Consider the following 23,279-nt stretch of genomic DNA (forward strand, 5'->3'; position numbering starts at 1 on the left):
GCGCTCACTGGTTGAGGCGCTGGTACACTTCGATCGCGTCGTTGACGTCCGGATAGATCACCGCGCGGCCGTTCGCCAGCACGATCCCCTGCTGGGCGTAGTCCCGGATCGTCTCCATCGAGTGCGAGCACATGATGATGTCGGCATTCTGCCGCCGCTTGCTCCACACCTCCTCGCAGCGCTTCGCGAAGCGCGCGTCGCCGACGCCGGTGATCTCGTCGACGATGTAGCAGTCGAACGGGATCGCCATGCTCATGCCGAAGGCGAGCCGGGCGCCCATGCCGGACGAGTAGTTGCGGATCGGCACGTTGATGTAGTCGCCGAGCTCCGCGAAATCCTCCACGAAGGCCAGCACCCGGCGCGGATCCTCGCCGTGGATGCGGGCGACGAAGATCACGTTCTCCCGGCCCGTCATCAGCGGATGGAAGCCGCCCGCGAAGCCGAGGGGCCAGGAGATCCGGGTGGTGCGGATCACGCGGCCCTTCGTCGGCATCTCGCAGCCGGCCAGGAGCCGCAGCGTGGTCGACTTGCCGGCGCCGTTGATCCCGAGGATGCCGTAGCTCACCCCGGGCTTCAGGGTCATCGACGCCTGATCGAGGATGGTGCGACGGTATCCGTCCGTCTTGTAGATCTTGGTGACGTTGTCGAGGCGGATCATCGGCGGGAAAGCACGCTCGAAGGGGGTGCGTCCGCCGTCCGGGCGGGCGACGGGCGGGCCGGAAGGCCAGTCCGATCATGCGCCGAGCCGGCATCCGCACGGTTAACGAGGCCGGCCGCGGCGGCCGGCAGGCTCTCCCGTAGGCGGAAAAAGCGGCGAATCTGAGAAGCCTGCCGGTCCGGGACCGGCCGCGCGCACCGCCACGACGGCGCCCATCCACCAGATTAGATTTATTATAAATTCAACGATACACCGATGAGAAACACCGTTTACACCCAAGACACAAAATCATCGTCGTCTTTGATTTCGCAAGATTTTGAGTTAGAGAGCGGCTTCTTCCACCATGCCCGGAAAGACGCCCGTGCTGATTGCGTTCCTCATCATGCTGCGCGAGGGGATCGAGGCGGCCCTGATCGTCGGCATCATCGCCGGCTACCTGGTCCAGACCGGGCGGCGGGCCTGGATGCCGGCGGTCTGGGGCGGCGTGGTGCTGGCGGCCATCCTCTGCCTGGCGCTGGGCCTCGGGCTCCAGGCGATCGGGGCCGAATTTCCGCAGAAGCAGCAAGAGCTGGCCGAGGGCGTGATCGCGCTGCTCGCCGCCTTCATGCTGTGCACGATGGTGTTCTGGATGCGCAAGGCCGCCCGCTCGGTGCGGGCCGAGCTGCACGGCGCCATCGACCACGCCCTCGGCCGCGGCGGCAAGGGCAGGGGCGGGTTCGCGCTCGCCGTGATGGCCTTCCTGGCGGTCGGCCGCGAGGGGCTCGAATCGGTGTTCTTCCTCCTCGCCACGGTACAGCAGGATGTCGGCTGGGGCGTTCCGATCGGGGCGGTGCTCGGCATCGCGCTCTCGGTCGTGATCGGCATCGCGCTCGCCAAGGGCGCGGTCCGCATCGACCTGCGCCGCTTCTTCCGCTGGACCGGGGTGTTCATCCTGTTCGTGACCGCCGGCCTCCTCGCCGGCGCGCTCAAGGCCTTCCACGAGGCGGGCCTCTGGAACCACCTCCAGGCCACCGCCTTCGACCTCGGCCCCATCCTGCCCGCCGACACGGTGCTCGGCACGCTGCTGACCGGCATCTTCGGCTACCAGGAGGCGCCGGCCTGGGGCGAGGTGCTGGTCTATCTCGGCTTCCTGGTCCCGGCCCTGTGGGCCTTCCTCGCCGGCGCCCGGCCGGTCCCCGCCACGCAGCCGCGTCACGCCTGATCACGCCGCAAGGACCGTCCTCGATGAAAGCCCGCCGGCCGGCCGCCCTCGCCATCGTCCTTCTCTCCGCCGCGCCCGCCCTGGGCCAGGCGCCCGAGCCCGTCGCCGTCACGGTGACCGACAAGGGCTGCGAGCCGGCCGCCCTCACGGTCCCGGCCGGCAGGTCGGTGTTCAAGATCAGCAACAAGAGCCGCCGGGCGCTGGAGTGGGAGATCCTCCAGGGCACGATGATCGTCGAGGAGCGGGAGAACATCATTCCGGGCTTCGTGCAGTCGCTCTCCGCGACCCTGCAGCCCGGGACTTACGCGATGACCTGCGGGCTCCTCAGCAACCCGAAGGGCACGCTCACGGTGACGGCGGCCGCGACGGCCGCGGCCGCTGCCCCCGACCCAATGGCGCTGGTCGGCCCGCTCGCCGCCTACAAGCTCTACGTGATGCGCGAGGCCGAGGCGTTCCAGAAGCAGACCGCGGCCTTCGCCGAGGCCGTGAAGGCCGGGCGGATCGCCGAGGCGAAGGCGCTCTACCCGGCGGCGCGCCGCCACTACGAGCGCATCGAGCCGGTGGCGTCGCTGTTCAACGACCTCGACAAGAGCATGGACGTCCGCGCCGACGACTTCGAGAAGAAGGAGGCCGATCCGGGATTCATCGGCTTCCACCGGATCGAGAAGGGGCTGTGGGCCGACAACAGCACCGAGGGCCTGGGCGTCCACGCCGACCGGCTCGTCGCCGACGCCGCCGAGCTGACGCGGCGCGTCGCCGACCTCACCATCCCGCCGGTGCGGATGGTCGGCGGGGCCGCCGGCCTGATCGAGGAGGTCGCCGCCACCAAGATCTCCGGCGAGGAGGACCGCTACAGCCGCACCGACCTGTGGGATTTCCACGCCAACATCGAGGGCTCGCGCAAGATCTTCGACCTGCTGCGCCCCCTGGTGGCATCCCGCGATCCCGACCTCGTCGCCCGCACCGAGAAGAACTTTTCGCGCGTGGACTCGCTGCTGGCGAAGTACCGGACCGAGGACGGGGGCTTCGCACCCTACGACCATCTGAGCGACCGCGACCGCAACGCGCTCAAGGGCCCGATCACCGTGCTGGCCGAGGATCTCTCGACCCTGCGCGGCAAGCTCGGCCTGGATTGAGGCTCGCCATCATGACCCTTTCCCCATGACCTCCTGCCCGTTCTCGACCTCGCGTCGCGGCCTGCTGCGGGGTCTCGCCGCCGGAACCGGCGCGGCGGCCCTGGGCATCGACCAGGCCCGCGCCGCCGATGCGATGCCGTCGGCCGCCGGCGACGGCACGCTCGACCGCCAGCCGTTCTACGGCCCGCACCAGGCCGGCATCGTCACGGCCCAGCCGGCCGCCGGCCTGGTCGTCGCCCTCGACGTGCTGGCCGAGGATCGCGGCGAGCTCGCCAAGCTACTCTCCATCCTCACCGAGCGCTTCGCCTTCCTGGCCGAGGGCGGGCCGGTGCCGCCCCTCGACCCGCGGCTGCCGCCGGCGGATTCGGGCATTCTCGGGCCGCGGGTCCTGCCGGACAACTTCACCGCCACGCTCAGCGTCGGCGCCAGCCTGTTCGACGACCGCTACGGCCTCGCGGCGGCGAAACCCCGCCGCCTGCGGCCGATGGACCGCTTCCCGAACGATTCCCTCGACGGCAAGCTCTGCCACGGCGACCTGCTGCTGCAATTCTGCGCCAACACCGCCGAAACCAACCTGCACGCCTTGCGCGACGTGATCCGCCACACCCCGGGCCTCGTCTCGTTGCGCTGGAAGCTCGAAGGCATGCTGCCGCCACAGGTGGTGAAGCGCCAGGGCAAGGACACGGTGCGCAACTTCCTCGGCTTCAAGGACGGCACCGCCAACCTCGATGCCGGCGACGAAGGGCTGATGCGGCGCCAGGTCTGGGTGCAGGCCGGGAGCCCCGAGCCGGCCTGGGCGGCGGGCGGCTCCTACCAGGTCGTGCGGATCATCCGGAACTTCGTCGAGCGCTGGGATCGCACGCCCTTGCGCGAGCAGGAGCGGATCTTCGGCCGCCACAAGGACAGCGGCGCTCCCCTGGGCGAGACCGACGAGCACGCGCTGCCGGACTACGCCTCGGATCCCGCCGGCGCCCGCACGCCGATGGACGCGCATATCCGGCTCGCCAACCCGCGCACGCCCGAGACGGCGTCCAGCCTAATCCTGCGCCGCGGCTACAACTACTCGGCCGGGATCACCCCGTCGGGCCAGCTCGACATGGGCCTGCTCTTCGTCTGCTACCAGTCCGACCTCGATGCCGGCTTCGTGGCGGTGCAGGCCCGGCTCAACGGCGAGCCGCTCGAGGAATACATCAAGCCGGTGGGCGGCGGATACTTCTACGCCCTGCCGGGTGTGCCGGAGGCGGGCGGGTTCCTGGGGCAGGGGCTGCTGGTGGGGGCGTGAGCGGCCGGGCTCGCCCGCTCGAACCGGCTTAGACCTCAAGGCTCCGTTCCGGGGCTGGCCGAGGGCGAGAACCCGGGATCCAGGAGCGCTGAGGGCACAGTGTCGGCCGATCGGCGCTCGGGCCCGTCCTGAAACGTCAGCGGTTCCGGCGCCGGGATTCCGCTGCGCGGCCCCGGAGCGACATCGAAAATGTCACGGACGTCGCGTGAGAAGACCGTCCGTAACCACCCTTTAACCATATTGCTTCCACCATTCCCGGACACGAGAAAGCCGGGGTGCGAACCCCGGCGTTCCGTCCGTATGGATCGATCAAGCGTCCCCGCTCACCCGAGATTGAGCCGATCGACCTGGGTGCCCGAGCCGCGCAGCGATTCCGGGATCGCCGAGAAATCGGAGTAGCCCGCCTCGCGCGCCATCGCGTCGAGCGCCTGCTGCTCGTTCTCGGCGCCGCCGGTCCAGAGAATGGCGCCGGTCGCGACTTGCCTGACCTGGAAGATGGCCATGAAACACGTCCTCCCACTGAAGCCTTAGATCCACTCTTCCAACGCACGCCGGTCGGGTGGGGTTGCGACGGATCGAACGTTGCAGAAACACCCGATTCGGGTGTAGAGAATGAACGTTCATTCTCACAACGATCCCGCAAGGCGACCCCGCGTGCCGTCCAGCCCGACCCCCGCCCGCCTCGATTCGACCGAGGAGCGCCGCACCCGCATCCTCGATGCGGCGGAGGCCTGCTTCGTTCGGCACGGCTTCCATCGCGCCACGATGCACGACGTGGCCGCGGAGGCGGGCATGAGCCCGGGCAACCTCTACCGCTACTTCCCCTCGAAGGATGCGATCGTCGCCGGCCTCGCGGAGCGCGACCGCGCCGCGGTGGCCGAGGACTTCTCCGGCATCGAGGCCGCCCCCGATCTGATGCCGGCCTTCGCGGCCCTGGCGCGGCGCCACCTCGCCGAGGCGCCGACCGAGAAGGCGGTGCTCTGCCTCGAGATGTGGGCCGAGGCGACCCGCAACCCCGCCATGGCGGCGATCTGCCGCGATTTCGAGCGCGAGATCGCGGCGCGGCTGTCCGGCCTCTACCGTCAGGCTCGATCGCGGGCCGAGGCGCCGGCGCCCGGCGCCGACCCGGAGGCGCTCGCCCGCCTCGCCATGGTGATGGCCGACGGCCTCATGGTCCGCCGCGCCCTCTCGCCCGATTTCGCCCCCGGCCCGATCATCGACGCCATGCTGACGCTGATCGGGGCGGCGCTCGACGGCCGCTTCGACCCGACGGGCACGGCACCGGCCGGTCGCCCCCTTGCCAATCCGGAACCCGCCCGATGACCCGCCCCCGTCGCTTTGCCGGATCTTTGGCCGGATCTCTCGCCGGATCTCTGGCCGCCCTCGCTGCCGCGATCGCCCCGGCTCACGCCGCCGAGACCCAGCCCTCCGCCGGCCCGGTGACCACGACGGCCCCGGCGCCCGCCGTCACCGTCGCGGTGGCCGCCGAGCGCGAGATCGTCGAGCGCGCCGTCGTCACCGGCACCCTGGTGCCGCGCGACGAGATCCTGGTCTCGCCGGAGATCGAGGGCTGCCGCATCACCGACCTGCTGGTGGAGGAGGGCGACCGGGTCGCCAAGGGCGCGGTACTGGCGCGGCTCTCCCGCGAGATGATCGACACTCAGCTCGCCCAGAACGCCGCCGCCATCGCCCGGGCCGAGGGCGCGATCGCGCAGGCGCGCAGCACCATCGTGCAGGCCGAGGCCGCGCAGGTCGAGGCGAGCCTGTCGCTGGAGCGCGCCCAGTCGCTGGCGAAGACCGGCAACGCCACCGCGGCGGTGCTGGAGCAGCGCGAATCGGCGGCCAAGGGTGCCGAGGGCCGGCTGTCGGCCGCCCGCAACGGCCTCGCCATCGCCCAGGCCGACCTCGCCCAGGCACGGGCGCAGCGCGCCGAGCTCGACCTGAAGCTCGCCCGCACCGAGATCCGGGCGCCGGAGGGCGGCATCGTCAGCCGCCGCACCGCCCGGGTCGGCGCCACCGCCAGCGCCTCCGCCGAGCCGCTGTTTCGTCTGATCGCCCGCGGCGAGATCGAGCTCGAGGGCGAGGTGCCGGAGACGGGTCTCGCGCGGTTGCGCGCCGGCGCCCCCGCGAGCCTCGACCTCGACACGCCGGACGGGCCGGTGACGGTCTCCGGCAAGGTCCGGGTGGTCTATCCGGAGATCGACCGGGCGACGCGGCTGGGCAAGGTCCGGATCAAGCTCGAATCCGATCCGCGCCTGCGCATCGGCGCCTTCGCCCGCGGCGCCGTCGAGGCGGCGCGCCGCACCGGCGTCGCCGTGCCGCTGGCCTCGGTGGTCTACGGCTCCTCGGGCCCGACCGTACTGGTGGTCTCGGGCGAGCGGGTCGAGCTGCGCACGATCCGCACCGGCCTGTCGGCCGGCGGCTTCATCGAGGCCCGCGACGGGGTCAGGGCCGGGGAGGCCGTGGTGGCGCGCGCCGGCAGCTTCCTGCGCGACGGCGACCGGGTCCGCCCGATCTACCCGGCCCTGCCGGCGACCGCCGAGGCCGGGCGTCCCTGACGCCCTCATCCTTCGCTCTCCTCTCCTGACCGGGTCCGCTCAATGCGCCTGAACGTCTCCGCCTGGGCGATCCGCAAGCCGATCCCCTCGATCGTGCTCTTCCTGGTGCTCGGGCTGCTCGGCCTCGTGAGCTTCCGCGGCCTGCCGATCACCCGCTTTCCCAATATCGACGTGCCGATCGTCTCGGTGACGGTGACGCAGGCCGGCGCGGCGCCGAGCGAGCTGCAGACCCAGGTCACCAAATGGGTCGAGGACGCGGTGGCGGGGGTGAAGGGCGTCAAGCACATCACCTCGGCGATCACCGAGGGCACTTCGGCCACCACCATCGAGTTCCGGCTCGAGGTGAACACCGACCGGGCCGTCAACGACGTCAAGGACGCGATCGCCAAGATCCGGATGAACCTGCCGCGCACGATCGACGAGCCGATCATCGCCCGGGTCGAGATCGCCGGCCTGCCGATCATGGTCTACGGCGCGTCCGCCCCCGCGATGACGCCCGAGGACCTGTCCTGGTTCGTCGACGACGTGGTGGCGCGCCAGATCCAGGGCCTGCGCGGCGTCGGCGGCGTCGAGCGCCTGGGCGGCGTCGCCCGCGAGGTCCGGGTGACCCTGAAACCCGACCGGCTCCAGGCGCTCGGCATCACCGCCGCGGACGTGAACCGGCAGTTGCGCCTGACCTCCGCCGACATGGCCGGCGGCCGGGCCGAGGTCGGCGGCCAGGAGCAGTCGATCCGCACGCTCGCGGCGTCGGCCAGCCTCGACACCCTCGCGGCGACCACGATCGTCCTGCCGGGCGGCCGGAAGGTGCGGCTCGACGACCTCGCGACCCTGAGCGACGGCGCCGAGGAGCCGCGCACCTTCGCCCGCCTCAACGGCCAGCCCGTCGTCGCCTTCGCGATCTCGCGGGCGAGCGGTGCCAGCGACGCCTCGGTGAGCGAGGTGGTGGTCAAGAAGATCGAGGAGCTGGGACAGGCCTATCCGGGCGTGCATTTCGACCGGATCGACTCGTCGGTCACCAACACCATCGGCAACTACGAATCCGCCATGCACAGCCTGGTGGAGGGCGCGGGCCTCGCGGTGCTGGTGGTGTTCCTGTTCCTGCGCGACTGGCGCGCGACGCTCATCGCCGCGGTGGCCCTGCCGCTCTCGGTCTTCCCGACCTTCTGGGCGATGAGCGCGATGGGCTTCTCGCTGAACGCGGTGAGCCTCCTGGCCATCACCCTCGTCACCGGCATCCTGGTCGACGACGCGATCGTGGAGATCGAGAACATCGTCCGCCACATGCGGCTCGGCAAATCGCCCTACCGCGCGGCGATCGAAGGCGCCGACGAGATCGGGCTGGCCGTCATCGCGATCACCGCGACCCTGATCGCGATCTTCGCGCCGGTCTCGTTCATGGGCGGCATCGCCGGCCAGTACTTCAAGCAGTTCGGCCTCACCATCGCGGCGGCGGTGTTCATGTCGCTGCTGGTGGCCCGCCTCATCACCCCGATGATGGCGGCCTATTTCCTGCGCGACCACGGCCACCACGAGGAGCGCGACGGCCCGGTGATGCGGACCTACAACCGCGTCGTGCTGTGGTCGGTGCGGCACAAATACGTGACGCTCGTGGTCGGCCTGGCGCTGTTTGCCGCCTCCATCATGTCCACCAGCCTGCTGCCCGCCGGCTTCCTGCCCAAGGAAGACGCCGCCCGCACCCTGATGGTCGTGGAGCTGCCCCCGGGCGCGCGCCTCGACGACACGATCGCGGTCACCGACCGGATCGCCCAGCGCCTGCGCACCCTGCCGGAGGTGAAATCGGTCTTCGTCGATGGCGGCCGCCAGTTGCCGGGCAAGAAGGAGGTGCGCCTCGCCACCTTCACCATCAACCTGACGCCGAAGAACGCCCGCGTGCGCAAGCAGGCCGACGTGGAAGCGGCGATCATGGACCTGATGCGCGACGAGCCGGACGTGCGCTACTGGTCCCTGCGCGAGGGCGGCCAGCGCGACTTCACCCTCATCGTCGCCGGCGGCGACACCGCCCAGGTGACCGAGGTGGCCGAGAGGATGCAGCGCGAGGTCGCGGCCCTGCCGAACCTCGTCAACGTGATGTCGACCGCGCCCCTCGACCGGACCGAGGTCCGCATCCGTCCCAAACCCGGCGTCGCCGCCGATCTCGGCGTCTCGACCGACACCATCGCCGAGACGGTCCGCGTCGGCACGATCGGCGACATCGGCCAGAACCTCGCCAAGTTCAACGCCACCGACCGGCAGATCCCGATCCGGGTGCAGCTGCCGATGAGCTTGCGCGGCGACCTCTCGGCGCTCGAGAGCCTGAAGGTGCCGGCGAAGAACGGCGCGTCGGTGCCGCTCTCGGCGGTGGCCGATATCAGCCTCGGCCGCGGCCCGACCGCGATCGACCGCTACGACCGCGCCGTGCGCGTGGCGCTGGAGGCCAACATGCAGGGCTCCGACGCGCTCGGCGAGCAGATCAAGCTCGCGATGAACACCCCCACCGCCCGCAACCTGCCGCCCGGCATCTCGCTGCGCCAGACCGGCGACGCCGAGGTGATGGGCGAGGTGTTCGAGGGCTTCGCGCTGGCGATGGGCGCCGGCCTGATGATGGTGCTGGGCGTGCTGATCCTGCTCTTCGCCTCGTTCTTCCAGCCCCTCACCATCCTGTTCTCGCTGCCGCTCTCGATCGGCGGGGCGATCCTCGGCCTGCTGATCTTCAACCGGCCGATCTCGATGCCGGTGGTGATCGGCATCCTGATGCTGATGGGCGTGGTGACCAAGAACGCCATCATGCTGGTCGATTTCGCCGTCGAGGAGATGGCCCGCGGCGTCGACCGCGTCACCGCGATCACCCAGGCCGGCGCCAAGCGCGCCCGCCCGATCGTCATGACGACGATCGCCATGGCCGCCGGCATGGTGCCGAGCGCCATGGCCTTCGGCATCGGCGGCGAGTTCCGCTCGCCGATGGCGATCGCCGTGATCTCCGGCCTGATCGTCTCGACGCTGCTGTCGCTGCTGTTCGTACCCGCGATCTTCCTGCTGATGGACGATCTCTCGCGGCTGATGGGCCGGCTGTTCGGGCGGTTCGTCGGTGCGGTGGACGAGCCGCCGGGGCACGAGGGCGCGCATCGGCCGGCCGCGGCGGAATAGGGGAGGCTTGATCGCGCCTGGGTCGTCGTGGAAACGTCGCGACGCTGCCGCAAGGACATCCGATCGACAGATCAAGGAAGCCGGTGCGCCGATGACCACGCCGCCCCATCCCGCCACCGTGACGACCATTCGGCGCGAGGATCCCGCACAGCCGGACGTCGTCGCCCTGCTCCGAAACGGCGAGGCGGCTTCGGCCGCGCTCTATCCCGCCGAGAGCAATCATCACCTCTCCCTCGAGGGATTGCGCGAAGCGGACGTGTACTTCCTCGTGGCGCGCGATGCCGAGGGCCGGGCGGTCGCCACCGGTGCCCTGGTCGCGCACGGCGACTGGGCCGAGATCAAGCGGATGTGGGTCGAGGAACACGCGCGGGGACGGGGCCTCTCCCGCGACGTGCTGGACACGCTGATTGCCGAGGCGGATCGCACCCGAATCGCCGTCCTGCGCCTGGAGACGGGTGTCGTCAGTCATGCCGCGCTCGCCCTTTACGACAGGACGGGCTTCGTGCGCCGGGGCCCGTTCGCGGACTATGCCGAGGACCCGCTGAGCGTGTTCATGGAGCGCCGGCTGAGACCCGAGTGACGCGGGATCCCGGATCTCCCGCCTTCGGCGCTCGCGTCGTCCGGGAAGGGGGGCCGACGGCAACCATCCGTCAACCGGCACACGCATCCGCCACCATCGTGCCTCGTCGATTCAGCAAGCGTCTCTTGTGCAACTCTGGCGCGCGGCAATTCAATCTACCAGCAAAAGATTAAAAGACGTCCATATCATGAACGGATTGTAACGGAACCTACCCGAATACACGTGGGTTGTTCAGTCTCTGACCAAGAGGAAGAGGCCATGATCAAGCCGCTGATTTCCGCCGCCGTCTGCGCCGCCTGCCTGCTGTCCGTGACGCCGGTCTTCGCCGCCGAGAACACCATTCCGCAGGGCAAGCGGGATGAGATGTCCCAGAAGTACACCGAGAACCAGATCAAGCAGCAAAATCAGGAGAACCGGGAGGCCAATCGCAACGTCGACCGCCTGATCACGAACCGGAAATAGGCCTGCAAGACCCGATCCAGCCCTGTCATACGAAATCCAATTTCTTGCTTCGCAATGCGGATTTCGGCTTCGCTCGGACGCCGCGCGGGCTGATGATCCCATTTCCGGAAGTCATCGTCCGGAAATGGGATCAGAGCCTGCTTGATTGGTCTCTACGGATATTCAATCCACCGTGTCATTCCGGGGCCGCGTAACTGAGCTCGGAAGCTCGAGGGGTAGACGATGAAGCGGAACGAGAGCCGCTCTGCCCTGAACCATCCGCGATTCCAAATTCCGGGCTCCGCTGCGCGGCCCCGGAATGACGAGGAGGGTGTGAATACCGTCGATCAGGCCGGACAAGCTCTCACTGCCCCCGCCGGGCCTGCGCGGCGAACCGCACCGCCTCCTCGGCGGCGCGGAACAGGGCCTTGGCCTTGTTGACGCATTCCTGCTGCTCGGAGGCCGGGTCGGAATCATGCACGATGCCCGCACCCGCCTGGACGTGCATCCGGCCGTCCTTGACGATGGCGGTGCGCAGCACGATGCAGGTATCCATCTGGCCGTCGGCACCGAAATAGCCGATGCAGCCGCCATAGGGCCCGCGCTTCTCGCGCTCCAGTTCGTCGATGATCTGCATCGCCCGGACCTTCGGGGCGCCCGAGACCGTGCCGGCGGGAAAGCCCGCCGCCAGCGCCGAGAGCGCGTCGTGCCGGGGGTCGAGGCGGCCCTCGACGTTCGACACGATGTGCATGACCTGGCTGTAGAATTCGAGGAAGAACGAATCCGTCACCCGCACGCTGCCGATCTCGGCGACGCGGCCGACGTCGTTGCGGCCGAGATCGAGCAGCATCAGGTGCTCGGAGCGCTCCTTCGGGTCGGCGAGCAGCTCGTCGGCGAGCGCCCGGTCCTCTTCCGGCGTCGCGCCGCGGCGGCGGGTGCCGGCGATCGGCCGGATGGTGACTGCACCGTCTCGCACCCGCACCAGGATCTCCGGCGACGAGCAGACGATCTGGAAGTCGCCGAAATCGAGGTAGCACAGGAACGGCGCCGGATTGACCCGACGCAGGGCGCGGTAGAGCGCCAGCGGCTGCAAGGTGAACGGCGATTCGAATCGCTGCGACAGCACCACCTGGAAGATGTCGCCGGCGGCGATGTACTCCTTGGCGCGGGCGACCATGCCGAGGAACTCGTCGGGGGCGACGTTCGAGACCTGGGCGGGCGCCGGGATCTCGGCCGGGTTCTGCCGCGCCTCGACCGGCAGCGGACCCTCCAGCGCCTCGGCGGCACGCTCGAGCCGCGCCAGGGCGGCCTCGTAGGCGGCCCGCGCGGAGACGCCGGCGACCGGCCGGACCGGCGCCACGAGGGCGATCTCGTCGCGCACCGCGTCGAAGATCACCATCACGGTCGGGCGGACCAGGATCGCGTCCGGCACCCCGATCGGGTCGGGATGGGGGGCGTCGAGCCGCTCCATCTCCCGCACCATGTCGTAGCCGAGATAGCCGAACAGGCCCGCCGCCATCGGCGGCAGCCCCGCTTCCGCGGGAATCGCGCTCTCGGCGATCAGGGCCCGCAGGCTGTCGAGGGGACGCGCCTCCTCCGCCGCGAAGGCGGCGAGGTCGGGCGCCGCGGCGCGCTCGGCCCGGCCGCCGGCGCAGCGCCAGATCAGGTCGGGATCGAGGCCGATCATCGAGTAGCGGCCGCGCACCGCGCCGCCCTCGACCGATTCGAGCAGGAAGGCGGCACCCTCGCGACCCGCCTTCAGCTTCAGGAAGGCGGCGACCGGGGTCTCCAGGTCGGCCACCAGGGTGGTGCGCAGCAGGACCGGGCGGCCCGCCTCGTAGGCCGCAATCGCGGCCTCGGGGGAGGGGGCGGTGAGCATCAGTACTCGCCGCCGATGGCGCGGCGGAACGCGCCCTCGTTGACGGAGACGCCGGCCTGCTTCTGCACGTCGGCGATGTACTCGGCCAGGATGTCGTCGGCGAGTGCCGTGCGGTACTGCTGCTCGACCGCGACCGCCGCGGGGTCGGTCGGCACGAAGGCCGGCACCGTGGCGCTGGCGACCCGGAACACCACCCGGGCGACGCCCTCGCCGGCGGCGGAGGCCGACTTGTTCACCGGCGTCGTGAAGACCCGGGAGACGGCCTCGGCGGTCAATCCGTCGCGCCCGCGGCCGCGGGCGAGATCCGAGACGGTCTTCGCCTCCTGGCCGAAGGACTTCGCCACGGCCTCGATCGCCTCGCCCTTGTCGAGCCGCTCGGTCGCCTCGCGGGCCTTGGCGGCGAGGCGCCGGGAGACCTCGTCCGCCTTCCACTGCGCCGTCACGGCGTCGCGGACCTCGGCCAGCGGCTTGTCGTGGGCCGGGTCGATCCTGGTCACGTCGTACCAGACGTAGCCGCCGGCACGGGTGCGCAGGGCCTCGTTGTCGGCGCCCATGTCGCTGCGGAAGATCGCCGCCAGCGTCGCATCCTTGTCGGGGATCGCCTCGACGGCCTTGCCCTGCGGGTCGCGGCCCTGCGCATCGACGGCGGGCACGGTGACGAGGGTCAGTCCCTGCTCCCGGGCGATGTCGGCGAGCGGCTTGGCACCCGCGCGCTGGTCCTCGATCGCGTCGTGGACCTTCTCCAGCCCATCGCGGGCCTTCTCGAGGGCGATCTCCTCCCGGACCTCCTTGGCCACGTCCTCGAACGGCTTGCGCGCCGCCGGCTGCACCGACGTGACCCGCAGCAGCACCGTGCCGAACCGCCCCTTCACCGGCTCGGTGACGGTGTTCGCTTCGGCCGCGAAGGCCGCGTCGGCGACCGCCGGGTCGAACAGCTCGGATTTCGAGAAGGTGCCGAGATCGAGCGCCTTGGCGTCGAGGCCGCGCTCGGTCGCGATCTGGTCGAAGGTCGCCTGACCGCTGCGGATCCGGGCGAGGGCCGCTTGCGCGTCGGCGTCGTTCGGGAACACGATCTGCTGGATCGCGCGCTTCTCCGGCGTGCCGAACTTCGACTGCTCGCTCTCGTAGCGGGCGCGGGCCTCGGCCTCGGGCACGGCGTCGGGCTTGGCCAGCGTCGCCGGATCGAGGACGAGCAGGTTGACGCTCCGGTACTCGGGCGCCCGGAACGCGCTCTTGCGATCGTTGTAGAAGGTCGTGACCTCTTCCTCGGTCGGGGCCGGGATCTCGCCGGCGGCGGCGTCCGGCAGGGTGAAAAAGGCGGCGGCGCGGCGCTCGGAGGTGTAGCGGTGGATCGCCTCGCGGGCGGCCAGCGGCACCGGCAGCTCGGCGGTGATCGCGTCGGCGAGCTGGAGGCGGGCCGCGACGGCGCGCTGCTCCTGCACGAAGCCCTGCTCGGTCAGGCCGGCCTGGCGCAGCGTGTCGCGGAAGGTGTTGACGTCGAAGGCGCCGTTCGGCCCCTTGAAGGCCGGCTCCTCCTGGATCAGCCGCACCACCGCGGAATCGGGGATGCGCAGCCCGAGATCCTTGGTCTTCTGGTCGAGGGAAGCCTCGGTGATGAGCTGGGCCAGGACCTGTCGGTCGAGGCCGAGCGCCCTGGCCTGGTCCGGCGTGATCGGCCGGCGGCTCTGGCGCGACAGGCGCTGGAGCTGGTTCTGGTAGGCGTTGCGCAGGGCCTCGGCCGGAATCTGCGTGCTGCCGACGGTGGCCACGGCGTTGCTGCCGCCCCCGCGGAAGATGTCGCCGATGCCGAAGATGGCGAGGCCCGCGATCAGGAGGCCGAACACCACCGTCACCACGATCTTGCCGAGCCAGCTCTGGCTGGCGGCGCGGAACCCCTGGAGCATCGCGATCCTCGAAGAAAACCCGTGAGGGCGCCTGCCGCGAGGGGGCGCCCGGTTCCGGCCGCGATACCGCATAAGGGCCGCAAGGCAAAGAGCGGCCCGCCCCGGACGTTTGCCGCCCGGCGGCGGACCTGTTACCCGGCGACGCTCGTGCAAGATCGGGGGAGATCCATGACGACCGAACGGCCGCGCCCGCTGGTGGCGGGAAACTGGAAGATGAACGGCCTCCAGGCCTCGCTGAAGGTGGCCGAGGCGGTCCGCGACGGCCTCGATGCCGGCCTCGCGCAGCGCATCGACGTGCTGGTCTGCCCGCCCGCGACCCTGGTCGCCGCGACGGCCGCGGCGCTGAAGGGCTCGGCCGTCAAGGTCGGCGGCCAGGACGTCCATGCCGAGGCGAGCGGGGCCTATACGGGCAACGTCTCGGCCGAGATGCTGGCCGATGCCGGCGCGGCCTACACCATCGTCGGCCATTCCGAGCGCCGCGCCTACCACCGCGAGAGCGATGCCGACATCCGCGCCAAGGCGCTCGCCGCCCGCCGCGCCGGCCTGATCGCGATCATCTGCGTCGGCGAGACCCGCGAGGAGCGCGAGGCCGGCCGGACCCTCGACATCGTGCGCGGCCAGCTCGCCGGCTCGCTGCCCGACGGCGCCACGGCCGCCGACACGGTGATCGCCTACGAGCCGGTCTGGGCGATCGGCACCGGGCTGACCCCGACCGTGGACGACGTCGCCGAGGTCCACGCGCTCATCCGGCAGGAGCTGGAAGGCCGCCTCGGCGCAGAGGGGGCGAAGGTGCGGATCCTCTACGGCGGCTCGGTGAAGCCCTCGAACGCGGCCGAGCTGATGGGGGTCGCCGATGTCGACGGGGCGCTCGTGGGCGGTGCGAGCCTGAAGGCCGAGGACTTTCTGGGGATCACGGCGGCCTATCGCTGAGGCGGACGCCCGGAACGCGCGCCGCGTTTCCACCCCGCAGGGTCTTCCAGGCCCTTCCGAGGCGCGGCGGCAGGCCCGAGACGGAGAAGCGGAAGCTCTCCGTCACTCCGCGCCCGGATCCGAAGGTGGTCAAAGCGTTCAAGACGACCGGCCCCGGATGGCAGACCCGGATCAACGCCATGCTGGCGTCCGCCATTCGACCGCTCGCGCAGAACCTCGACGAGGCGGATGGGGCCGAGCGGCAGGAGAGTGGGACGGTTCACCGGCGGGAAAAAGCCGCCGGGCGCGCAAAAATAGCGCTAAGCCGTTGAAGATGCTGGTGGGCGGTGACGGGCTCGAACCGCCGACCCTCTCGGTGTAAACGAGATGCTCTACCAACTGAGCTAACCGCCCGGGTGTCGGCATCGTTAAGGCGCCTCGGTCCCGAGTGCAAGGCTTCGGTGGGAAGGCTTCGCAGGGAACGCTTCGCGGAAGCAGGCCCTCGCAGGCGGGGCCGCGCCGGGGCGCGGCGGTCGCCTCGAGGGGGCCGATGCCCCCCTCGACGCCCCGCCTGCCGCCTCGCCCGACCCCCTCTCGCCTTTCTTGAGCCGGCGGCTTGACAGGGTAGGGGGCTCCCCATACACCGCAGCCATCGCAGCACTGCGAGACGCCGGGCGGACGTAGCTCAGTCGGTTAGAGTGCCGGCCTGTCACGCCGGAGGTCGCGGGTTCGAGCCCCGTCGTCCGCGCCACTTCCCTCTCGGGAAAGGCGTTTCTGTAGTGCACTGCGCCATGTGCGGACGTAGCTCAGTTGGTTAGAGTGCCGGCCTGTCACGCCGGAGGTCGCGGGTTCGAGCCCCGTCGTCCGCGCCATTCCTCCCTACGGGAATGGCAGCGCACGCTGCATGGTGAAGCGAGCACGCCGCGCGGGCGTAGCTCAGTTGGTTAGAGTGCCGGCCTGTCACGCCGGAGGTCGCGGGTTCGAGCCCCGTCGCCCGCGCCACTCACCGCACACCTATCCATGATCAAAGCCGTCAAACCGACACCTACATTATGGCGCGATGCGGAGCTGACGCTAAGGCAACGTCAAGCATCACTGCCGTAAGGTCATGCCCGAAGGGTCGGGGATCGACGATGTCTTGGTCGAACATGAGCGTGAGCCGGAAGTTCGCCGTCATGATGGCGGCGGCAGTGATCGGCTTCGGGGCGGTGGTCGCCTATGCCCTGCGAGCCAACCACGACAGCCTGATGTCCGAGCGGGTGGCGAAGATGCGCGCGCTCTCCGACGTGGCGCTCGCCGCTGCCGCGAGCCTCGAGGCGCAAGTGAAGGCCGGCACGCTGACCCGCGAGGCGGCGATGGCGCAGTTCCGCGCCCGCGCCCACGACATGCGCTACGAGGGCGACAACTACCTCGCGGTCTACGATCTGGCCGGCACCGCCCTGGTGATGCCGCCCAAGCCCGACTGGATCGGCAAGGACATGAGCGGCCTGAAGGACGCGGGCGGCATGCTCCTCGTCAAGGCGATCACCGACATCGCCCGGTCCGGCACGCCCGGCACCCTGCGCTACCTGTTCACCCGCCCGGGCGGCACCGCCCACGTCGCGAAGCTGAGCTACATCCAGGGCTTCGCGCCGTGGAAGCTCGCGATCTTCACCGGCGTCTACGTCGACGACATCGACGCGGCGTTCTGGCGCCACGCCCTGTGGCTCTGCGTCATCGCGGGCACCGCCCTCGTCGGCGTCGGCCTCTTCGGCGTGCTCGGGTGGCGCTCGATCGTCGGCGGGCTCGAAGGCCTGACCGGCGCCACCGCGGCTCTGGCCCAATCCCGCTACGACCTCGCGGTGCCGGGTACCGGGCGGCGCGACGAGATCGGAGGCATCGCCCGCGCCATCGACGGCTTCCGGGTCGTTTTGAGGGAGCGCGAGGCGCTGGCCGCCGCGCGGGACGCCAGCGAGGCGCAGGCCCGCCGCGCCCGGCAGATGAGCCGGGAGGTCGAGACCTTCGAGAGCAAGGTGGCGGAAGTGCTGGCGCAGGTCGACGAAGCGGCCCGCGACCTCGATGCGACCGCCCGGGCGATGTCCGGAACCGCTGCCGAGGCCGCCGGCCGGGCCGGCACCGCCGCCGCCTCGGCCGCCTCGGCCTCCCGCGAGGCCGGGGGGCTGGCGGAAGCGGCCGAAGGACTCGGTCGCTCGGTGGCGGCGGTCGGCGCCGACGTGCGCGAGGCGGCCGCGATGGCACAGGATGCGGTGACCGGGACCGACCGCACCGCGGCGGTGATGCAGAGCCTCACCGACGCTGCGACGCGCATCGGCAACGTGGTCTCGGTGATCGCCGGGGTCGCCTCGCAGACGAACCTGCTGGCGCTCAACGCCACGATCGAGGCCGCCCGGGCCGGCGAGGCGGGGCGCGGCTTCGCGGTGGTCGCCGCGGAGGTGAAGCAGCTCGCCGGCCAGACCGACCGGGCGACGCAGGAGATCTCGGGCCAGGTCGCGGCGATCCAGGACACCACCCGCCGGGCCGCGGCCGCCATGGCCGAGGTCGCGGCGCAGGCCCGCGCCATCAGCGGCGTCTCGGCGCGGGTCGCCACGGCGGTCGAGGCGCAGGTCGGCGCCACCCAGGCGATCGTGTCGAGCGTGGCGCAGGCCGCCGCCGGCACCGCCCAGGTGAGCGGATCGGTCGAGGGGCTGGCCCTCGACGCCGAGGCCACCGGCGAGGCCGCCCGGCACGTCCTGGACGCCGCCGACACCGTGGCGCGGCAATCCGCCAGCATCGGCGCCGAGGTGCACCGTTTCCTCGCCACCCTGCGGGCGGCGTGAGACGGAGGAGCCGCCCCGAAAATCTCCACAATCGCCCGACAGGTGGCGCCTCGCGCGCGGCGCCGCGTGTCCAGGGCTGAGAAAGACGATGTCGCATCCGTTCCGTTCGCCGGTTCCCGCCTCCCGCATGGCGGGGGTCCCGCGGCGCAGCCTCGCGACGACCGTCCTTGCCTGCGCGTTGGCCGCCGGGGCGCTGGCGCTCGCCGGTTGCAGCGGCACGGCAATCCTGCCCGCCCCCGACCTGCCGACCACGCCGGTGATCCTCGACGAGGCCGCCGCCGCGGCCGCGATCTCGCGCTACCGGGCGAGCCACGGCCTCGGGCCGGTGATGGTCGATTCCTCGCTGATCCGCGCCGCCTCCTACCAGGCCGAGGCCAATGCACGGGCCGGCCAGCTCTCGCACGAGGTCGGCGGCCCGTTCGATGCGCGCCTCAAGCGCGCCGGATTCGGCGGCCGCTACGCCGCGGAGAACCTCAGCGCCGGCTCGACCACCTTCGACGAGGTGCTGAAGCGCTGGCAGGTCTCCCCGGAGCACAACCGCAACATGCTCATGCCGCAGGTCAAGCGTGTCGGCATCGCCCGGGTGGACGCGCCCGGCAGCCGCTACAAGCGGTTCTGGGCACTGATCCTGTCGGACGGCTGAGAGACCTCTTTTGCACCGCAGCAAGGCCGCGTGCTCCCGAAACCTTCCCCGGACGGCCGGAAACGCCCGGGAAGGGGAGGGGCCTGCGACGATACTCCCCCGCAGGCCCGGGCTTCCCGGCGTTGTGCGCCGAGGCCGCCACCCTATCTGTCGGATTGACGTTCGCGGTTTGTGCGGTGCGAACGCCCCTTGTTTCGTCATACCCGCTCGTTTAAGCCTCGCGCACCTTCCGGGCTTTGGAACCGTTCCGAGAACGGCCCCGGCGGCCGGGTCGCGGCCCGGGCTCGCGCTAACAAGGCCTCGCGCCAACCCTTGAGGATGCTCGATGAACGGCCTCCTGTCGGATTACCTGCCGCTGGTGATCTTCATCGGCGTTTCGCTCTTCATCGCCGCGGCGCTCCTCGTGGCCCCGTTCCTGGTGGCCTATAACAGCCCGGACCCGGAGAAGCTCTCGGCCTACGAGTGCGGCTTCAACGCCTTCGACGATGCGCGCATGAAGTTCGACGTGCGCTTCTACCTCGTCGCCATCCTGTTCATCATCTTCGATCTCGAAGTGGCCTTCCTGTTCCCGTGGGCGATCACGTTCGGGGACCTCGGCTGGTTCGGCTTCTGGTCGATGATGATCTTCCTCGGCGTGCTGACCGTCGGCTTCGTCTACGAGTGGCGCAAGGGCGCCCTCGAGTGGGACTAGAAGCAACAGCGTAGAGCCGCCCCCGAGACGTAGGAACCGGACCCCACCATGTCCCTCACACCCGTCCGCGCCCCGACGATCGCGCCGCAGCCCAAGGGTATCCTCGACCCGGCCACCGGCAAGCCGATCGGCGCCAACGATCCGACCTTCCTGACGATCAGCGACGAGCTCGCCGATCGCGGCTTCCTGCTGACCACCACCGACGACCTCATCACCTGGGCCCGCACCGGCTCGCTGATGTGGATGACCTTCGGCCTGGCCTGCTGTGCCGTCGAGATGATGCAGATGTCGATGCCGCGCTACGATTGCGAGCGCTTCGGCTTCGCCCCGCGCGGCTCGCCGCGCCAGTCCGACGTGATGATCGTCGCCGGCACGCTGACCAACAAGATGGCGCCCGCGCTCCGCAAGGTCTACGACCAGATGCCGGAGCCGCGCTACGTCATCTCGATGGGTTCCTGCGCCAATGGCGGCGGATACTACCACTATTCCTACTCGGTGGTGCGCGGCTGCGACCGGGTGGTGCCGGTGGACATCTACGTCCCGGGCTGCCCGCCGACCGCCGAGGCCCTGCTCTACGGCGTGCTGCTGCTGCAGAAGAAGATCCGTCGCACCGGCACGATCGAGCGCTGAGGCTGGCCATGAGCAACGGCATCACCATCCGGGCCCATACCCAGAGCGAGCAGGGCGAAGGCGCCCTCCAGGCCCTGTCCGATACGCTCGCCGCGACCCTGGGCGCCGCCATCACCGACCGGGCGATCGCCTTCGGCGAGCTGACCCTGATCGTCGAGGGATCCGAGGTCCTGCGGGTGCTCACCCACCTGCGCGACGATCCGGCCTGTGCCTTCTCGACCTTCATCGACATCTGCGGCGCCGACTACCCGGCCCGGGCGAAGCGCTTCGACGTCGTCTATCACCTGCTGTCGATGCGCCATAACCGGCGCATCCGCGTGAAGGTGCAGACCGACGAGCGCACGCCCGTCCCGTCCGCGATCCCGGTCTTCCCGGCCGCGAACTGGTTCGAGCGCGAGACCTACGACCTCTACGGCATCCTGTTCTCGGGCCATCCGGACCTGCGCCGGCTGCTTACCGATTACGGCTTCGAGGGCCATCCCCTCCGCAAGGACTTCCCGCTCACCGGCTTCGTCGAGGTCCGCTACGACCAGGACGAGGCCCGGGTCGTCTACGAGCCCGTGCGATTGACGCAGGAATTCCGCAACTTCGACTTCCTGTCGCCCTGGGAGGGCACCGACTACGTGCTCCCGGGCGACGAGAAGGCCGACAAGGCACCGGCGAAAGGCTGAGCCGACATGGGCGAGCACAGCATCCGCAACTTCTCGATCAATTTCGGCCCGCAGCACCCGGCGGCGCACGGCGTGCTGCGCCTCGTGCTGGAGCTGGACGGCGAGGTGGTCGAGCGCGTCGACCCGCATATCGGCCTGCTCCACCGCGGCACCGAGAAGCTGATCGAGGTCAAGACCTACCTCCAGGCGACGCCCTATTTCGACCGGCTCGACTACGTCGCACCGATGAACCAGGAACACGCCTTCTGCCTCGGCATCGAGCGCCTGCTCGGCATCACGGTGCCGCGCCGCGCCCAGCTGATCCGCACGCTCTATTGCGAGATCGGCCGGCTCTTGTCGCATCTCCTCAACGTCACCACGCAGGCGATGGATGTCGGCGCCCTCACGCCCCCGCTCTGGGGCTTCGAGGAGCGCGAGAAGCTGATGATCTTCTACGAGCGCGCCTCAGGGGCTCGTCTCCACGCCAACTACTTCCGTCCGGGCGGCGTCCATCAGGACCTGCCGCCGAGCCTGATCGACGACATCGAGGCGTTCTGCGAGACCTTCCCGCAGATCGTCGACGACCTCGACGACCTTGTGATGGCCAACCGCATCTTCAAGCAGCGCAACGTCGATATCGGCATCGTGTCGGTCGAGGAGGCGCTGGCCTGGGGCTTCTCGGGCGTGATGGTGCGCGGCTCGGGCATCCCGTGGGACCTGCGCAAGTCGCAGCCCTACGAGGCCTATGCCGAGATGGAATTCGACATCCCCGTGGGGAAGAACGGCGACACCTACGATCGCCAGGTCATCCGCATGGAGGAGATGCGCCAGTCGGTGCGCATCATGAAGCAGTGCATCGCCAAGCTGCGCGAGCCGGCCGGCCAGGGGCCGATCGCCACGCAGGACGGCAAGGTCGCGCCGCCGCCGCGGCGCGAGATGAAGCGCTCGATGGAGGCGCTCATCCACCACTTCAAGCTCTACACCGAGGGCTTCCACGTCCCGGCCGGCGAGGTCTACGCCGCGGTCGAGGCGCCCAAGGGCGAGTTCGGCGTCTATCTCGTCGCCGACGGCACCAACAAGCCGTATCGCTGCAAGATCCGCGCTCCGGGCTTCGCCCACCTCCAGGCGATGGACTGGATGTGCCGCGGCCACATGCTGGCGGACGTGTCGTGCATCCTCGGCACGCTCGACATCGTGTTCGGTGAGGTGGACCGGTGAAGGCGCTGCGCGCCGCGCCCGCACCCGTCGGACACGTTTGAGACATGGACGTTTGAGATGGCCAACCGCAGACTCGCCCCGGTATCCGAGCAGCCCGAGAGCTTCGCGTTCACGCCTGAGAACGCCGAGTGGGCCAAGGGGCAGATCGCCAAGTACCCGGAGGGGCGGCAGGCCTCGGCCGTGATTCCGCTGCTGTGGAAGGCGCAGGAGCAGAATGGCGGCTGGCTGCCGCAGAAGGCGATCGAGGCGGTGGCCGACCAGCTCGGCATGCCGCATATCCGCGTGCTGGAGGTCGCGACCTTCTACACGATGTTCGCCCTCGAGCCGGTCGGCCGCTACTGGATCCAGGTCTGCGGCACGGCGCCTTGCGACGTCTGCGGCGCCCGCGAGCTGAAGCAGTACCTCCACGACCGGCTCGGCCCCTCGGGCCATGTCAGCCCGGACGGCAACTTCTCCTGGCTCGAGGTCGAGTGTCTGGGCGCGTGCTGCAACGCCCCGATGGCGCAGATCAACCACGACTATTTCGAGGATCTCACGCCTGAGTCCCTCGGCAAGCTGATGGACGACCTCGCCGCCGGCCGCCCGGTGAAGACCGGGTCGCAGATCGGCCGGGTCTCCTCCGAGCCCAAGGACGCGGTCACGACCCTCCAGGACGAGACGCTGTTCGACGGCTCCCGCGTCGGCGCCTGGCGCAAGCGCTTCGAGGAACAGGGCCTGAAGGAGCAGGGCGCCGACGCGACCGGCGAGAAGGCCCGCACCGAGGCCTCGGCCGCCGAGAACCCGAAGGCGGCGCGCCCCGACGCCGGACGCGCCACCGAGACCAAGGCCGCCGCAGCCCCGGCCCAGAACGCCGCGGACGGCAAGCCCGCGGACACCAAGGACGCGCCCGCGCCGACGGCGAAGTCCTGACACAGATGATGTACCTTCCCTTCACAGCAG

At 70.3% G+C, this 23,279-nt stretch carries 20 protein-coding genes, 4 tRNA genes and 1 pseudogene; 20 read left to right on the plus strand and 5 right to left on the minus strand.

Features of this window, described 5'->3' with window-relative positions; translation table 11 throughout:
- Positions 1 to 4: 4 nt before the first annotated feature.
- Positions 5 to 658: an ABC transporter ATP-binding protein gene (locus G4G93_RS21200; protein ID WP_165086939.1), complete on the minus strand. Its 654-nt coding sequence runs from the start codon at positions 656 to 658 to the stop codon at positions 5 to 7.
- 361 nt (positions 659 to 1,019) lie between these two features.
- On the opposite strand from G4G93_RS21200, the gene efeU reads away from it, so the two are divergent.
- The 3 genes from efeU to efeB are packed head-to-tail and all read left to right on the plus strand — an operon-like array spanning position 1,020 to position 4,277.
- Positions 1,020 to 1,859 (plus strand): iron uptake transporter permease EfeU, encoded by an 840-nt coding sequence (gene efeU, locus G4G93_RS21205; protein WP_165086940.1) that lies wholly within the window; start codon positions 1,020 to 1,022, stop codon positions 1,857 to 1,859.
- A gap of 23 nt (positions 1,860 to 1,882) precedes the next feature.
- Positions 1,883 to 2,995: an iron uptake system protein EfeO gene (efeO, locus tag G4G93_RS21210; protein ID WP_165086942.1), complete on the plus strand. Its 1,113-nt coding sequence runs from the start codon at positions 1,883 to 1,885 to the stop codon at positions 2,993 to 2,995.
- A 25-nt stretch (positions 2,996 to 3,020) separates the two neighbouring features.
- Complete coding sequence (gene efeB, locus G4G93_RS21215; RefSeq protein ID WP_165086944.1) at positions 3,021 to 4,277, plus strand: iron uptake transporter deferrochelatase/peroxidase subunit; 1,257 nt, start codon at positions 3,021 to 3,023, stop codon at positions 4,275 to 4,277.
- A 323-nt stretch (positions 4,278 to 4,600) separates the two neighbouring features.
- On the opposite strand, the gene G4G93_RS21220 is transcribed toward efeB, so the two are convergent.
- Positions 4,601 to 4,780 carry a hypothetical protein gene (locus G4G93_RS21220; protein WP_165086946.1) on the minus strand — a complete coding sequence of 60 codons (180 nt, stop codon included), beginning with the start codon at positions 4,778 to 4,780 and terminating at the stop codon, positions 4,601 to 4,603.
- A gap of 151 nt (positions 4,781 to 4,931) precedes the next feature.
- On the opposite strand from G4G93_RS21220, the gene G4G93_RS21225 reads away from it, so the two are divergent.
- From G4G93_RS21225 to G4G93_RS21245, 5 genes are all read left to right on the plus strand, one after another.
- A complete protein-coding gene (locus tag G4G93_RS21225) occupies positions 4,932 to 5,600 on the plus strand; it encodes a TetR/AcrR family transcriptional regulator (protein WP_312892173.1) in 669 nt (222 codons plus the stop codon).
- Positions 5,597 to 6,835: an efflux RND transporter periplasmic adaptor subunit gene (locus G4G93_RS21230; RefSeq protein WP_165086949.1), complete on the plus strand. Its 1,239-nt coding sequence runs from the start codon at positions 5,597 to 5,599 to the stop codon at positions 6,833 to 6,835. The genes G4G93_RS21225 and G4G93_RS21230 overlap by 4 nt, the downstream gene beginning before the upstream one ends.
- A 42-nt stretch (positions 6,836 to 6,877) precedes the next feature.
- On the plus strand, positions 6,878 to 9,979 hold the full coding sequence (locus G4G93_RS21235) for an efflux RND transporter permease subunit (protein ID WP_165086951.1): 3,102 nt from the start codon (positions 6,878 to 6,880) through the stop codon (positions 9,977 to 9,979).
- Between the two features lie 91 nt (positions 9,980 to 10,070).
- Positions 10,071 to 10,559, plus strand: coding sequence for a GNAT family N-acetyltransferase (locus G4G93_RS21240; RefSeq protein WP_165086953.1), 489 nt, complete (start codon positions 10,071 to 10,073; stop codon positions 10,557 to 10,559).
- Positions 10,560 to 10,817: 258 nt separating this feature from the next.
- Positions 10,818 to 11,021 carry a hypothetical protein gene (locus G4G93_RS21245; protein ID WP_165086955.1) on the plus strand — a complete coding sequence of 68 codons (204 nt, stop codon included), beginning with the start codon at positions 10,818 to 10,820 and terminating at the stop codon, positions 11,019 to 11,021.
- 343 nt (positions 11,022 to 11,364) lie between these two features.
- Here G4G93_RS21245 and trpE read toward each other — a convergent pair whose 3' ends face one another.
- Both trpE and G4G93_RS21255 read right to left on the minus strand, forming a co-directional pair.
- Positions 11,365 to 12,879 carry an anthranilate synthase component I gene (gene trpE / locus G4G93_RS21250; RefSeq protein ID WP_165086956.1) on the minus strand — a complete coding sequence of 505 codons (1,515 nt, stop codon included), beginning with the start codon at positions 12,877 to 12,879 and terminating at the stop codon, positions 11,365 to 11,367.
- The gene (locus tag G4G93_RS21255; protein ID WP_165086958.1) at positions 12,879 to 14,783 is read right to left on the minus strand and encodes a SurA N-terminal domain-containing protein; all 1,905 of its coding nucleotides are present in this window, start codon (positions 14,781 to 14,783) and stop codon (positions 12,879 to 12,881) included. The genes trpE and G4G93_RS21255 overlap by 1 nt, the downstream gene beginning before the upstream one ends.
- A 168-nt stretch (positions 14,784 to 14,951) precedes the next feature.
- Here G4G93_RS21255 and tpiA point away from each other — a divergent pair, with 168 nt between their 5' ends.
- Positions 14,952 to 15,713: a triose-phosphate isomerase gene (tpiA, locus tag G4G93_RS21260; RefSeq protein ID WP_165086959.1), complete on the plus strand. Its 762-nt coding sequence runs from the start codon at positions 14,952 to 14,954 to the stop codon at positions 15,711 to 15,713.
- Positions 15,710 to 16,024 carry a BrnA antitoxin family protein gene (locus tag G4G93_RS21265; protein WP_165087180.1) on the plus strand — a complete coding sequence of 105 codons (315 nt, stop codon included), beginning with the start codon at positions 15,710 to 15,712 and terminating at the stop codon, positions 16,022 to 16,024. The genes tpiA and G4G93_RS21265 overlap by 4 nt, the downstream gene beginning before the upstream one ends.
- 6 nt (positions 16,025 to 16,030) lie before the next feature.
- Here the strand turns inward: G4G93_RS21265 and G4G93_RS21270 are convergent.
- Positions 16,031 to 16,106, minus strand: a tRNA-Val gene (locus G4G93_RS21270).
- 260 nt (positions 16,107 to 16,366) lie between these two features.
- On the opposite strand from G4G93_RS21270, the gene G4G93_RS21275 reads away from it, so the two are divergent.
- The 10 genes and pseudogenes from G4G93_RS21275 to nuoE form a co-directional block, all read left to right on the plus strand.
- A tRNA-Asp gene (locus G4G93_RS21275) sits at positions 16,367 to 16,443 on the plus strand.
- A 44-nt stretch (positions 16,444 to 16,487) separates the two neighbouring features.
- Positions 16,488 to 16,564: transfer RNA gene (locus G4G93_RS21280), tRNA-Asp, on the plus strand.
- A 53-nt stretch (positions 16,565 to 16,617) separates the two neighbouring features.
- Positions 16,618 to 16,694 (plus strand) — tRNA-Asp (locus tag G4G93_RS21285).
- A gap of 146 nt (positions 16,695 to 16,840) precedes the next feature.
- Positions 16,841 to 18,508: a methyl-accepting chemotaxis protein gene (locus tag G4G93_RS21290; protein ID WP_165086961.1), complete on the plus strand. Its 1,668-nt coding sequence runs from the start codon at positions 16,841 to 16,843 to the stop codon at positions 18,506 to 18,508.
- Between the two features lie 127 nt (positions 18,509 to 18,635).
- Positions 18,636 to 19,151 (plus strand): CAP domain-containing protein, encoded by a 516-nt coding sequence (locus G4G93_RS21295; RefSeq protein ID WP_165087182.1) that lies wholly within the window; start codon positions 18,636 to 18,638, stop codon positions 19,149 to 19,151.
- Positions 19,152 to 19,476: 325 nt separating this feature from the next.
- The gene (locus tag G4G93_RS21300; RefSeq protein ID WP_165086963.1) at positions 19,477 to 19,842 is read left to right on the plus strand and encodes an NADH-quinone oxidoreductase subunit A; all 366 of its coding nucleotides are present in this window, start codon (positions 19,477 to 19,479) and stop codon (positions 19,840 to 19,842) included.
- A gap of 48 nt (positions 19,843 to 19,890) precedes the next feature.
- Positions 19,891 to 20,472 (plus strand): NADH-quinone oxidoreductase subunit B family protein, encoded by a 582-nt coding sequence (locus tag G4G93_RS21305; RefSeq protein WP_165086964.1) that lies wholly within the window; start codon positions 19,891 to 19,893, stop codon positions 20,470 to 20,472.
- 8 nt (positions 20,473 to 20,480) lie between these two features.
- Complete coding sequence (locus G4G93_RS21310; RefSeq protein WP_165086966.1) at positions 20,481 to 21,143, plus strand: NADH-quinone oxidoreductase subunit C; 663 nt, start codon at positions 20,481 to 20,483, stop codon at positions 21,141 to 21,143.
- Between the two features lie 6 nt (positions 21,144 to 21,149).
- Entirely contained in the window at positions 21,150 to 22,340 is a 1,191-nt protein-coding gene (locus G4G93_RS21315; RefSeq protein WP_165086968.1) for an NADH-quinone oxidoreductase subunit D, read from the plus strand.
- Between the two features lie 57 nt (positions 22,341 to 22,397).
- Positions 22,398 to 23,243: pseudogene (gene nuoE, locus G4G93_RS21320) on the plus strand (NADH-quinone oxidoreductase subunit NuoE); the annotation flags it as partial.
- Positions 23,244 to 23,279 lie beyond the last annotated feature (36 nt).

Origin of the sequence: Methylobacterium sp. DB0501 (assembly GCF_011043735.1) — a bacterium.
Classification (GTDB): domain Bacteria; phylum Pseudomonadota; class Alphaproteobacteria; order Rhizobiales; family Beijerinckiaceae; genus Methylobacterium; species Methylobacterium alsaeris.